The organism is Rhodococcus sp. DMU1, assembly GCF_012272955.1.
GTDB lineage: Bacteria > Actinomycetota > Actinomycetes > Mycobacteriales > Mycobacteriaceae > Rhodococcus > Rhodococcus aetherivorans.
Genome location: NZ_CP050952.1, coordinates 2,207,016 through 2,220,198 on the forward strand (window position 1 = coordinate 2,207,016; position 13,183 = coordinate 2,220,198).

Here is a 13,183-nt window from a genome sequence, read left to right on the forward strand (position 1 = left end):
TCGGCGCGTCTGTGCGGTGCCGCGGGGAGAGGCGATTGGGGTGTCGAGCGGCACAGGGCTTACAGTTGCGTCGTGCAACACAAGCGGGAGGTTGCGGCGCAGTCCGCAGCGGCCGGTGTATCCGAGGTATACGACGAGTTCGTGTACCTGATTCGCCATCTCACAGCGGGGGAGCGCGCCCACGACGACGTGCTCTCGCTGGCGCAGCATTCGATGCTCGGCTTCATCGACCGCAACCCGGGCTGCCGAGCCACCGACATCTCGGATGCGTTCAGCGTGAATCGGTCGACCGTCTCCCGTCAGCTGCGCAGCTGCATCGACGCCGGGCTGGTCCAGGCGCAGGCCGGACCCACCCGGCTCGGCCACCCGCTCCGGCTCACCGACCGGGGCCGCGAGACCCTCGCCCGCACCGTCGCCGGACGTCACGACGAGATCCGCGCGGCGCTGACCGGCTGGGGCCAGGACGACATCGATCGGTTCGTCGACATGCTGCGCCGCTTCCGCCAGGGAGTGGAACACCGGTCCACTGCCCGCCCCGACCACAACGAGGGAGACGCTCGTGCGTGAGTACACCACCCCCGCCCAGTTCACCGTCGGCGACGACGAATCGGTCGTCCGCACGGTCTTCACGCACGCGGAGAAGACTCCGCACCGCGTGATGTACTCCCGCCCGGAGGGAGAGGACTGGGTCGCCGTCACCGCACGGCAATTCGCCGAGCAGGTCTCGGGGGTCGCCAAGGGCCTCGTCGCGGCGGGCGTGCAGCCCGGCGACCGGGTGGCCCTGCTGTCGGCCACCCGCTACGAGTGGGCGCTGTTCGACTACGCCATCTGGGCCGCCGGCGCCGCCACGGTGCCGATCTACGACTCCTCGTCCACCGAGCAGATCCGCTGGATCCTGCAGGACTCCGAGGCGGTCGTCGCCGTCGTCGAGACCGCGCGCCACGAGGCGCTGTTCGTCGACATGCCGGACACCCTGCGCCGCACCCTGCGGATCGAGGGCGGCGCCGTGGAGATGCTGATCGCCGAGGGCGCCGGCGTCGACGACGCCCAGCTGCAGGCCCGCCTCGACGGCATCCGCGCCGACGACCTCGCCTCGCTGGTGTACACCTCGGGCACCACCGGCCGGCCCAAGGGCTGCATGCTGACCCACCGCAACTTCTACAGCGAGGTCCGCGGCATCCTGACCGCCTCGATCGGTGAGGTGGCCAAGCCGGGCAGCCGGGTGCTGACCTTCCTGCCGCTCGCGCACGTGCTGGCCCGTGCCGTCTCGCTGGCCGTCTTCGAAGGCGGTGCGGCGCAGGCGCACTGGTCGGACTTCGGCACGATCTCCGCCCAGTTCGAGCGCTACGCCCCGAACACCATCCTCGGCGTGCCGCGCGTCTTCGAGAAGGTGCGCGACGCCGCGGCGCGCAAGGCCGCGGCCGGCGGCAGGTTCAACGCGGCGATCTTCGCGTTCGCCGAGGAGACCGCCATCGCCTACAGCGAGTCGCTCGACCACGGCGGTCCGTCGTTCGTGCTCAAGGCCAAGCGCAACATGGCCGACAAGCTCGTCTACGCCAAGCTGCGGCAGGCGATGGGCGGCGAGTGCTGGTTCGCGATCTCCGGTGGTGGCGCCCTGAGTCCCCGTCTCGGCCACTTCTTCCGCGGCGTCGGCGTTCCGATCTACGAGGGCTACGGCCTGACCGAGAGCACCGCCGCGCACAGCGTGAACGTGCCCGGCGCCCAGAAGATCGGCACCGTCGGCCAGCCCATGGGCGGCAACAGCACCCGCATCGCCGACGACGGCGAGATCGAGCTGCGCGGCGGGGTCGTGTTCCAGGGCTACTGGCGCAACGAGAAGGCCACCGCCGAGGCCTTCCACGACGGCTGGTTCCGCACCGGCGATCTCGGCGAGATCGACGAGGACGGCTACGTGAGCATCACCGGCCGCAAGAAGGACCTCATCATCACCGCCGGCGGCAAGAACGTCTCGCCCGGGCCGCTCGAGGACCGGATGCGCTCGCACACGCTCGTCTCGCAGGCCGTGGTCGTCGGCGACGGGCGCAGCTTCATCACCGCGCTGCTCACCGTCGACCCCGAGGTGCTCGACAACTGGAAGGCCGAGAACGGGAAGGCGCCGACGGCCACCATCGCCGACCTGCGGCACGACCCGGCGCTGCACGACGCGCTGCAGTCCATCGTGGACGACGCCAACTCGATGGTCTCCCACGCCGAGGCCATCAAGAAGTTCGTCATCCTCGACCGGGACCTCACCGAGGAGACCGGTGAGCTGACGCCGACGCTGAAGATCAAGCGCAACGTCGTGACCGAGCGCTTCGCCTCCGACATCGAGAGCATGTACGCGAAGTGACGCGCGGCCGGCCGCCGGGTTCGGAACCCGGCGGCCGGCCGAGACGCTCAGGCCTCGTCGGCTGCGGAGGGATCCGGGGCCGGCGCCACAGCGGCGAGCAGGGCCGCGAACCGCTCGTTGCCGGGCAGATCGTCGAGCAGCACGGTCCGGCCCTTCTCGTCGGCCAGCGGGATCCGCCAGTTGGGGTACTCGTCGGTCGTGCCCGGCTGATTCTGGCTGCGCCGCTCACCGACCGCGTCGGCCAGCGACACCCCGATCAGCGCCGACGGGCTCGCCGCGACGAACCGGTGCAGTGCCTCGACGGTCCGCTGCTCGTCGGCGACCTCGTCGAGCAGTCCGCGCTCCCGCAGCACCGCCAGCACGGCGTCGCGTTCGGCGGCCGCGTCGGCGGCCTCGGTCTCCAGGTCCCGTTCGAGCAGACCCAGCTCGGACCGCAGCGTGATGTGTTCTCCGGCAAGGAAACCCGCCGTCGGTGGCAGGTCGTGCGTGGTGACCGACGTCAGGCACAGCTCCCGGTAGCTCTCCGGGGGCCGGGGGTCGTCGCCGTCGCGCTCGAACCACAGGATCGACGTCCCGGCGATGCCGCGGCGGGACAGGTACTCCTGCACCCAGCTCTCGAACACGCCGAGGTCCTCGCCGATCAGCACGGCGTCGGCCCGGTGCGCCTCGAGCGCCAGGATCCCGATGAGGGCCTCGTGGTCGTACGTGACGTACGTGCCCTGATCGGGCGTGCAGCCCTCGGGAATCCACCAGGTGCGGAACAGGCCCAGGATGTGGTCCACCCGCAGGCCGCCGGCGTGGCGCAGCGCGGTGCGCACCACGTCGCGGTAGGGCCGGTAGCCGAGCTCCGCGAGCCGGACCGGATGCCAGGGCGGCTGGGTCCAGTCCTGACCCTGCCGGTTGAAGTCGTCCGGCGGCGCACCGACTGTCATGTCGCGGATCAGGGCGTCGCCGAGCGTCCAGGCGTCGGCGCCGTCGGGACGGACACCCACCGCGAGGTCGTGCACGATGCCGACGTCCATGCCGGCGGCACGCGCCGCGGACTGCGCCTCGGCGAGCTGCTCGTCGCACAGCCACTGCAACCAGCAGTGGAACTCGATGCGCTCGGCCAGCTTGGTGCGCTGCCGCGCGACGTACGGCGTGTTGGGGGTCGCCGCCAGGGTCTCCCAGCGGGCGCTGCGGTCGCCGAACTTCTCGGTGAGCGCGCACCACAACGCGAAGTCGGTCAGCGCGTCCCCGCCCGCGGCGCGGAACGCGTCGAACTCCGCCTGCCGCGCCGGGCTGCGCGGCACCCGGAACACGTGCCCGAGCACGTCCATCTTGGCCCGGAACGCGGCGTCGCGGTCGATGCGCTTGTCCTTGCGGTTCGACTTGGCGAACTTCCCGGCGTACGCCTCGAGCGTCTTGCGGTGCTTGCGCGGCAGGAACGCCGCCTCGCGGATGTTCTCCACCCGCAGATAGATCGGGTGGACGAACCGCCGCGAGCTCGGCAGGTACGGCGACGGCTCGAGCGGCGGCTCCGGCTCGCCCGCGTGGACGGGATTGACGAGCACGAAGTCACCGCCGTCCACCGAGGCGGTGATCGCGGCGAGGTCCGCCAGGTCCGCGAAGTCGCCGACGCCCCACGACCGCTTCGACCGCACCGAGTACAACTGCGCGGCCAGGCCCCGGCGACGTCGCTCGAGGAGCCGGTCGGCGGTGCCGAGACGCGCGGGTGTCACCACCAGGGTGGTCTCGGCCGCGGTGTCGTCGCTGCGGGCGTGCAGGGTGTGCCACCCGAGCGGCAGGTCCGGGACGGCGAACGTCGCGCGGCCGACGAGCCGGCCGTCGACCTCCCGCGGATCGACCCACACGTCGCGCTGCGCGACGTCGACGACGTCGCCGTCCTCGGTGCACACCTGCACCTGCACCGGAGTGCCGTGCGGCACGTGCACGGGGAAGGTGCGCTCCTCGCCCTGCACGACCACCAGGACGGGTGGCAGCATGCGCCGCCACGGCTCGTTCGGCAGATCCGCGAGAACGGCGTCGATCTCCGCCTCGGTGCCCGCGGACACGCCCAGCGAGGCCAGGACCCGGCGCAACGTGTCGTCGCTCGCGTAGTGGTCCTGCTTGTCCCACCCCACATACGAGGTGGCGATCCCGAATTGCTCGGCCAGTTCCCGCAGCTTCACCGTCGATGTCACGACACCCGATCATGCCAGGTCGCGGACCACTCGGCAGACCCGGCGATGTCAGTTGCGGACTGCGGGGCCGAGGTAGGCGAGCACGGCCAGGACGCGGTGGTGGCCGTCGGGTTCGGGGGGCAGACCGAGCTTGTCGAAGACGGCGCGCACGTGCGCGCCGACGGTGCGTTCCCCGAGGGACAGGGCCGCTCCGATCGCCCGGTCCGAACGGCCTTCGACCAGGAGGGTGAGGACCTCCCGTTCCCGGGGGGACAGTTCGTCGAGGGCCACCCGGTCGCGGTGCGGCCGCGAGACCAACCGGCCGACCACGTCGGGATCGATCGCCGTTCCGCCCGCCGCGACGCGGTGCAGCGAGCCGAGGAAACCGTCGATGTCGGAGAGGCGGTCCTTGAGCAGATATCCCAGACCGGCCGTCCCGCCGGCGAAGACGTTCATGACGTTCTCGGTTTCCACGTACTGGGACAGCAGCAGCACGGCGGTGCCCGGGAAGCACCGGCGAATGGTGAGGGCGGCCTCGATGCCCTCGGTGGTGTGGGTGGGAGGCATCCGGATGTCGACGACGGCGAGGTCCGGGCGCTGCTCGCCGACCAGCCGCAGCAGGGCCTGCGCGTCCGCGGCCTGGCCGACCACCTCGATTCCCTCGTCGTGCAGCAGGCCGGCGATTCCCTCGCGGAGCACCGCGGAGTCGTCGGCGAGCACCACCCGGAGGTTCACGACGGCTCCCCGGATGTCCCGGTGGTGAGGGGAAGGGACAGCGTCAGCGTCGTTCCGCCCCCCACGGGACTGTGCACGGTGAGCACCCCACCGAGGGCCGTGGCCCGGTCCGCCAGTCCGCTCAACCCACCGCCGGCGGTCAGCGTCGCACCGCCGCACCCGTCGTCGGTGACGACCATCCGCAGCATCCCGCCGTCCCGGCGAAGGTCGATCTCGATGTGGGTGGCGCCGGAGTGCTTGGTGGCGTTGGCCACCGCCTCGGCGGCGATGAAGTAGGCGGCGAGTTCGACAGAGGCGGGAGCCCGCACGGTGAGGGTGTCGACGATCTCCACCGGCAGCGGCGCGCGCTCGGCCAGGGCGGTCAGCGCGGCGGCGAGCCCGTGTTCCTGCAGCACCGGGGGATAGACACCCCGGGCCAGTTCCCGCAGTTCCACCAGCGCCGAGTCCAGTTCGGCCGTGCCCTCGTCGAGCAGCTCCTGCTTACGCTCCGGCTGGGATGCCCGCTGCGCACGCCGCAACAGAATCGTCGCGGCAACCAGGCGTTGCTGCGCACCGTCGTGCAGGTTGCGTTCGAGCCGCCGCCGTTGGGCGTCCCCGGCGGCGACGATCCGCTCCCGGGACCGGCGGACCTCGGCGAGCTGAGCCTGCAACTCGGACTGGAGGCGCTGGTTGTCCAGCGCGAGGGTCGCGGCGCTGCGCACCGCCGCGAGCAGTTGCGGCTGATGTCGCAGCGACCGGTCGTACACCAGCGCTCCGACCGGGACGCCGTCGCGTTCGAGGACGGTCGCCGCGCGGGGGTCGTCGTCGTCCGGCAGGCTCTGCGGCTCCCCGTTCGCGTCGAGATAGCTGTTCCACTGTGGTGACCACGACCACAGGATCAGGCCTGGGTCGCGCAGTGCCTTGCGCAGCGCGTGGACGAACTCGTCCCCGAGCGGGGCCGCACCGACCTCGATCATCACGTCGCTGACCGCGCTGCGCGCGACCCGGTAGCGCCACAACCCGACCAGCACCGCCACCGGAAACAGCGCGGTCGCCAGATAGCTCAGGTAGGCCGTCCACACGTTTCCCACGCCGGAAGACCGCGCCGTGACCAGCCCCGTTCCGATCACCGTGGCGAATCCGAGAATGCCGGCGATCCACAGGGGCGCGAACGCGGCCCGGTAGGCCGGGGACCCCGACCGCCAGCGGGCCAGCAGCACGCCGATCACGACCACACTGATGCCGATGGCAATTGCGCCGAAGACGAGCTGCAGCCCCCTGAAGATCGCCGGGTCGTCCCGGACCAGCAGCAGGTTGGGCGCGGTGAAGCGTTCTGTGCCGACCATCACGGAGGGGTTGTAGAACATCAGATCGAGCAGGACCGAGACCAGGAAGTACACATAGCAGCCCCCGACGAACCACCGTTCCCACCGCCGGTTCAATCGCCCCGTCGGAAAACCGAGCAGGATATGGATCAGCACCGGGAGATACATCACCGTCAGCGCCGCGCCCACGGTGAAGACGACCGGATTGCGTGACGCACCGCCCCCCTTCACCAGCCACAGCACCCCGGCCAGCACCATCAGCCGTCCCGTGTTGTCGTCCGGGCGGCTCCGCCACGCGATGATGCCCGCCGCGACGAAGGCGACGCCGACCGCGGGGAAGGCGACCAGTTCCGCCGGGCCGACGGGCGGACCGCCGGGCCAATCGAGCGACACCACCACCACCGCGACCACCAGCAGGGTGGTCACGGCGACGATGGCCGGCACTGTTCGACGACTCACGACGAGGCCTCCGATCCTCGCTCCCAGCATCTCGCTCCCGGCCCCGCCGGACCACCGTGCTGGCACTGTTCGACCATCTCGGCCGTCACGTGATTCGGCGGCAGCGCCTGCACGGAGATCCGTACCGTGCCTGCACGGAGCCCCGGCCGGTGTCTGCACGGTGCGCTCCGCGCCGGACCGGCGCCAGGTCGGCGGACAACCGCGCGCCGCAGCGGTTCCGCCGACGATCCCCGAGGGGTTGAATAGAGGAGGTGGGCCGCTTCGGGAGGTGGTGGCGGTGACGGGGAACGGGGCTCCCGGGCCGGGTTCGGTATTTGCCGGGTACACCATCGAGCGGCTGCTCGGCGCGGGCGGCATGGGTTCGATCTACCTGGCGCAGCACCCGCACCTGCCGCGCAAGGTGGCCCTCAAACTTCTCCACCCCGCCCTGACCGCCGACGACAGCGTCAAGGCCCGCTTCGAACTCGAGGCCGACCATGCCGCGCGCCTCGAGCACGCCAACATCGTCCAGGTCTACGACCGCGGCTGCGAGGACGGCCGGCTCTGGATCGCCATGCAGTACGTCCCCGGCACCAACGCCGCCGCGCTGCTCGGCCACGGGCCCGTCCCGCCCGAGCGGGCAGTCCACATCGTCTCCGAGATCGGCAAGGCACTCGACTACGCCCACCAGGCCGGGGTGCTGCACCGGGACGTGAAGCCGACGAACATCCTGCTCGCCGAACCCGCCGGCCCGGGCGAACCCGAACGGGTCCTGCTCACCGATTTCGGCATCGCCAAGGCCCTCGACGAGGCGGGCGGGCTCACCCGCACGGGGATGTTCGTCGGCAGCCTGCAGAATGCCGCACCCGAGCAGTTCGACACCACCGCCGCGCTCGACCACCGCACCGACATCTACTCGCTCGGCTGCACCCTCTACCACCTGCTCACCGGCCGGCCCCCGTATTCCGGCGACACCCTGGCGAAGCTGTGGCATGGGCACGTCCGCAGCCCGATACCCCGGCCGAGCGAGGCCCGGCCCGACCTGCCGAAGGCGTTCGACGCCGTCGTCGCGGGTGCCCTCGCGAAGGACCGCAACGACCGCTACGACACCTGCAGGGAACTCACCGCCGCCGCCCGGAACGCCCTCACGTCCGAGACCACGACCACCGTCCCCGCGCCCGCAGCCGACGACACCCTGGCCCGGACGGTGGCGGTGGACGCCGCGTCACCGAGCAGGGTCGCCGCGACGCGGCGCGCGACGCGGCGCGGCGACAGCGCGGCACCCCTGCGGGTGGTGCTCGCCGACGACTCCGTGCTGCTGCGCGAGGGTATCGCCCGGCTGCTGTGCGACGAGGGGATCGACGTCGTCGGCGAGGCCGGCGACGCCGCCACCCTGCTCGGTCTCGTCGCCGACGAGCGGCCCGACGTCGCCGTCGTCGACATCCGGATGCCGCCGACCCACACCACCGAGGGAATCGTCGCCGCGGCGGCCATCCGTGCCGACCACCCGGACACCGCGGTGGTACTGCTGTCGCAGTACGTGGAAACCGACCACGTCATGAATCTGCTCGCCGACGGGGCCGCCGGCCTGGGCTACCTGCTCAAGGATCGGGTCGCCGACATCGACGAGTTCGTCGACACCCTGCACCGGGTCGCCGAGGGCGGCTCGGCCATCGACCCCAGCGTGGTGAGCCGGATGGTGGCCCGGCCCCACCGCGACAGCCGTCCCATCGACACGCTGTCCACCCGCGAACGCGAGGTCCTCAGCCTCATGGCCGAGGGCCGCTCGAACCGGGCGATCGGGGCGGCCCTGTTCCTCGGAGAACGCACCGTCGAGGCGCACGTCCGGGCGATCTTCCTCAAGCTCGGTCTGCACCCCGAACCCGAGGACCACCGACGCGTCCTGGCCGTGCTCAAGCATCTCGAGGCGACCACCCCGTGAACCACCCCGGCTGCCGAGGGCCACGTGCCCGCGCTGCGGCCGCGCCGTCCCGCGGAAACGGCTCGCCCGCACGAGGTGCTCAGTCGGAGAGTTCGTCGAACAACGTCGGCTCGTCCGGGTTCTCGAACAGCTCGATCTGCTCGGGTGGGGACGGACGCGGCCGCCGCACGCGTGTCGTGGCGGTGCCCGCCGGGGGCACGAGCAGCCGCATCGCTGCGGTGAGCGAGCGGCAGGTCAGCTCCCACTCCTGCGCCTTCGCCTCGGCGCGGGCGATGCCGGCGCCGTCTCCGGCCGCGGCACGCCCCATCGCCTCGGCCTGCCAGCAGACCTGCGCGTCCACGCTCATCCGCAGGAAACGCAGCAGCTGGTCCGGTTCGTCGCCGGCCATGCGGGCCACCGTCCGGGTCTCGACCTCCGCCCGGCCGTCGAGATGGAGATCGCGCAGCGCCAGCAGCGTCGGCGGCAGGTCCTCCTCGGAGTCCGTCGTCCACGGCGGCAGCTCGTCCGGGGGCGGCGGAACACCGTCGTGGTCGGTCTCGTGCAGCAGCTCGCCGCCGAGGCGGGTGCCGAACGCCTCGTCCAGCCCCTCGAGGAACTGCGCGACGTGGTCGAGCGTGGTCAGCAGGTGGGCCGGCACGAACGGCGACGCGGGCAGGTGTGCCGCCACCGCGACCCGGTCCTCGACCAGCACGAACTTCAGGTGCGGCCACCGGCGGTTGAGGTCGGCGACGACCTCGGCGGCGCGGGTGCGCCCGGTGATGTTGTGGACGATCGGGGCGAACACGTCGACGGTGCGCTCGTGCGGCCCGACGCCGACGAACACGAGCAACCCCGCGACCCGCAACGCCAGGTCGCCGTCCTCGTCCCACAGCGGGACGTCGCCGATCCGCTCGCGCAGCGTCGACTCGATCAGCTCGCGCACGTGCTCCTCGCCCGCGGTCTCGACGGCGAGCGGAAGCGCGGCCGGCGGCGGCGTCTCCTCGGCGGGCGCGGGCAGGTCGAAGGCCGCCGCCCGGCCGGCGCCGAACGTCTCGGTGCGCAGGAACAGCGGATGCGGCACCCCCCACACCCGGCGCAGCGCCGTCACCGCGACGGCCGCGAGCTGGTCCGCCCACGCCGCGGGCCGGTCCATCCAGTAGGCCGGGGACCCGCCGTCCTCCGGGTCCTCCGGTCCCCGGGACGGTTCGCGCCAGCCGAGCTCGGCGAGCAGCGCCTCGTCGGCCGGGCGGAGGCGACGGTCGCCGCCGAGGTGGGCGTTGGACGGCACCTCGCACCGCACCTGGCCTGCACCCCACGCGTAGAACTGCACGCACGGTCCGGCGGGTCCGGTCTCCTCCTCGACGAGCGGCTCGAGGAGCAGCCCGTCGCCGTCGCACATCGACGCCACGTGATCGGCGAGCCGTGCCCGGAACTCGCTCCAGGACCGGTCGACGTCGCGGTCGAATCGGCTCTCGGTGTCGGTCACGATCCGCCCCCCTTTCCCAGTGCTGCCGGACCAATCTGTGCCGGAGACACTAGTCGCGCCGTCCGACAGGTGCCCGGCTCGGCGCGGGTGGTGGTCGCCACGTGGCACCGGCGGGGTGGTCCGGTGGGGGAATCTCAGCCGACGCTGCGGACGAACGCTCCGATCGAATCGACGGCTCGCCCCGCCTCGGGCACGAGGCCCGCCGCGGCCTGGAAGACGTGCACCTGCCGTTCCCACACCTGCAGCTCGCAGGGCACGCCGGCGCCGGCGAGGCGCCGGGCCATCAGCTCGGCGTCCACGTACGTCATCTCCTCCGAGCCGGTCTGGATGAGGGCGGGCGGCATGGCGGTCAGGTCGGCGTCGACCGGTGACACCGCGCGCGGACCCGGCCGGCCGGAGGCGGCGTCGATGCGGGCGATCACAGCGGCCAGGGCCGGAACGGCGCGGCGCGGGAACAGGGCACACCGGTACGAATTGGGATGTTCGAGCTTGCCGCGGGTGTCGAGGTCGGTCAGGGGCGAGAGCGCCACGTTGCCGGCCGGCCGGCCGAGACCGAGCCGCAGCGCCTCGAGCGTCACCTGGAAGGTGAGGAATCCGCCGGCGGAGTCGCCGGCCACCACGATTCGTTCCGTCGGGTATCCGTGCGCGATCAGCCACCGCAGCCCCTCGATGCCGTCCTCGACCGCGCTCTCGATCGGGTGTCCCGGCAGCATGCGGTAGGCGACGCTGAGCACGGGTGCCCCGGCCGCCGACGAGATGCGGGAGACCATCTGCCGGTGGGTGGTCAGGCCGCACACCAGGAACGCGCCGCCGTGCAGGTAGAGGATCGCCGTGGCGCCGTCGGCTCCGGGGGCGGCGAGGAACTCGGCGTGGCAGGACGGCAGCCGGACCGGGTGCCGGTGCGTGCCGGGGACCGGCTTGAGGGGGAACGCCAGCCGGTCCACCACACCCGTCGGCCACGGCAGGTGCGGGGCGCGCGCCCACGCGTCGATGACCGGCTTGACGGTGCTGCGCACCGAGACGGTCAGCGCCTGCGACGGCAGGCTCACGCCGGCGACCTCGCGGCGGAGCACCGGCCGCGGCACGGGCGGATACGACAACGACGGATGGTTCGACGCGGTACTCGTCACCGGGACCTCCTCGTCCTCACCTGCTCGGACGGAGCCCTCTCGTCGACGGCTCCCGTCTTCTCTCTCGGCCCTTCTCCGAGGCGTTCGCGGCGTTCGTCCGGGTCGGTTGCCCGACAGTACGACGAGGAATCGCCGGGGCGAAGCATCGTGACTCGATGGAGACCGGACAAAGGGAACTCCGCAGGTCGTCGGCATGCCCGTTATCGATCCGGTACGGCCGTCCGGTCGCCGGACGTACCATCCATCCCAGCGTGCGACGGCGGACGAAAGGGGGCTGTCCCGGTGGGATACATGCCTGTGACCGACTCGATGTTCCTGATCGCCGAGTCGCGGGAGCGCCCGATGCACTTCGGCTCGCTCGAGCTGTTCACGCCGCCGCCCGACGCCGGTCCGGGATACGTCACCGACCTCTACAACCGGCTGGTCGCCGACGCGCAGGTCGACGAGCTGTTCCGCAAGCGCCCGGCCGACCCGGTGTCGAGCCTCGGCTACACCTGGTGGGCCGTGGACGACGAGATCGACCTCGAGTACCACGTCCGGCACTCGGCCCTGCCGGCGCCGGGCCGGATCCGTGAGTTGTTCACCCTCGTCTCGCGCCTGCACAGCGGCCTGCTCGACCGGCACCGGCCGCTGTGGGAGGCCTATCTGATCGAAGGGCTCGCCGACGGCCGGTTCGCCGTCTACACGAAGATGCATCACGCGCTGCTCGACGGGGTCTCGGGGCTGCGGCTGCTGCAGCGGACCTACACCCCCGATCCGAACGTGCGCGAATTCCCGGCGCCGTGGCACCTGCCGGCCCGCCCCAGCTCCGGCACCCGGGAGCAGGACTCGCTGTTCGCTGCGGTGCGCTCACTGGCCGGCGACGTGATCGGCGCGGCGCCCGTCGCGCTGCGGATCGCCCGGACCGTCCTCGGCGGGCGCCGCGTCGCGTTGCCGTACGAGGCACCGCGGTCGATGTTCAACGTTCCGATCGACGGGACGCGGCGCTTCGCGGCGCAGTCCTGGAGCCGCGAACGCATCACGCGGGTGCGGCAGGCGGCCGGGGTGTCGAGCAACGACGTCGTCGTCGCCATGTGCGCAGGTGCCCTCCGCGCCTACCTCCTCGAACAGCAGGACCTGCCCGACCTCCCGCTGATCGCGATGGTCCCGGTGTCGCTGCGAGCCAAGGACGCTCCCGATTCGGCCGCGGGCGGCAACAGCGTAGGGGTCACGCTGTGCAACCTCGGCACCCATCTCGAGGATCCGCTCACCCGGCTCTCGACGGTCAGCGATTCGATGGCGGAGGGCAAGACCCTGTTCGCCGGGATGACGCCGCTGCAGGCGACGGTGTGGTCGGCGCTGAACGTCGCCGGGCTCGCGCTGGCACCGATCTCGGGCGCCGTCTCCCTGGCCCCGCCGCCGTTCAACCTCATCATCTCCAACGTGCCGGGACCGCGGGAGCGGGTGTACCGCAGCGGGTCCCGGCTCGACGGGATCTACCCGGTGTCGGTGGTGCTCAACGGCCAGGCACTCAACATCACGCTGACCACCACCGCCGACACCGTCGACTTCGGCGTCGTCGGATGCCGCCGCACGGTCCCCGGCCTGCAGCGGCTGCTCGGCCACCTCGAGGACGCCCTTGTGGAACTCGAGGTGGCACTTGACATTTCGTGATCGG

9 protein-coding genes are annotated in these 13,183 nt (G+C 72.0%); 4 read left to right on the plus strand and 5 right to left on the minus strand.

Going from position 1 to position 13,183, the window contains the following annotated elements; genetic code table 11:
* Nucleotides 1–72: 72 nt before the first annotated feature.
* Nucleotides 73–567: a MarR family winged helix-turn-helix transcriptional regulator gene (locus HFP48_RS10395; protein ID WP_006939453.1), complete on the plus strand. Its 495-nt coding sequence runs from the start codon at nt 73–75 to the stop codon at nt 565–567.
* Entirely contained in the window at nt 560–2,350 is a 1,791-nt protein-coding gene (locus HFP48_RS10400) for a long-chain fatty acid--CoA ligase (protein WP_168579478.1), read from the plus strand. Before HFP48_RS10395 ends, HFP48_RS10400 begins: the two co-directional genes overlap by 8 nt.
* 47 nt (nt 2,351–2,397) lie before the next feature.
* On the opposite strand, the gene malQ is transcribed toward HFP48_RS10400, so the two are convergent.
* From malQ to HFP48_RS10415, 3 genes are read right to left on the minus strand one after another with little or no spacing between them, the layout of a single operon-like run.
* Nucleotides 2,398–4,533 (minus strand): 4-alpha-glucanotransferase, encoded by a 2,136-nt coding sequence (gene malQ / locus HFP48_RS10405; RefSeq protein ID WP_168579479.1) that lies wholly within the window; start codon nt 4,531–4,533, stop codon nt 2,398–2,400.
* Between the two features lie 48 nt (nt 4,534–4,581).
* Nucleotides 4,582–5,247, minus strand: coding sequence for a response regulator transcription factor (locus tag HFP48_RS10410; RefSeq protein WP_043797247.1), 666 nt, complete (start codon nt 5,245–5,247; stop codon nt 4,582–4,584).
* The gene (locus HFP48_RS10415; RefSeq protein WP_231385888.1) at nt 5,244–7,010 is read right to left on the minus strand and encodes an ATP-binding protein; all 1,767 of its coding nucleotides are present in this window, start codon (nt 7,008–7,010) and stop codon (nt 5,244–5,246) included. Before HFP48_RS10415 ends, HFP48_RS10410 begins: the two co-directional genes overlap by 4 nt.
* Nucleotides 7,011–7,278: 268 nt before the next feature.
* Between HFP48_RS10415 and HFP48_RS10420 the strand changes: the two genes are divergently transcribed.
* A complete protein-coding gene (locus HFP48_RS10420) occupies nt 7,279–8,931 on the plus strand; it encodes a protein kinase (protein WP_006939444.1) in 1,653 nt (550 codons plus the stop codon).
* Between the two features lie 79 nt (nt 8,932–9,010).
* Here HFP48_RS10420 and HFP48_RS10425 read toward each other — a convergent pair whose 3' ends face one another.
* Both HFP48_RS10425 and HFP48_RS10430 read right to left on the minus strand, forming a co-directional pair.
* Nucleotides 9,011–10,396 carry a YbjN domain-containing protein gene (locus HFP48_RS10425; RefSeq protein ID WP_168579480.1) on the minus strand — a complete coding sequence of 462 codons (1,386 nt, stop codon included), beginning with the start codon at nt 10,394–10,396 and terminating at the stop codon, nt 9,011–9,013.
* 134 nt (nt 10,397–10,530) lie between these two features.
* Nucleotides 10,531–11,526 carry an alpha/beta hydrolase gene (locus tag HFP48_RS10430; RefSeq protein WP_168579481.1) on the minus strand — a complete coding sequence of 332 codons (996 nt, stop codon included), beginning with the start codon at nt 11,524–11,526 and terminating at the stop codon, nt 10,531–10,533.
* 291 nt (nt 11,527–11,817) lie between these two features.
* Between HFP48_RS10430 and HFP48_RS10435 the strand changes: the two genes are divergently transcribed.
* Nucleotides 11,818–13,179 (plus strand): wax ester/triacylglycerol synthase family O-acyltransferase, encoded by a 1,362-nt coding sequence (locus tag HFP48_RS10435; RefSeq protein WP_037201594.1) that lies wholly within the window; start codon nt 11,818–11,820, stop codon nt 13,177–13,179.
* Nucleotides 13,180–13,183 lie beyond the last annotated feature (4 nt).

Excerpts from the sequence above, each read along its gene's own strand:
- HFP48_RS10435 (WP_037201594.1), top strand. The coding sequence starts at position 11,818 with ATGCCTGTGACCGACTCGATGTTCCTGATCGCCGAGTCGCGGGAGCGC.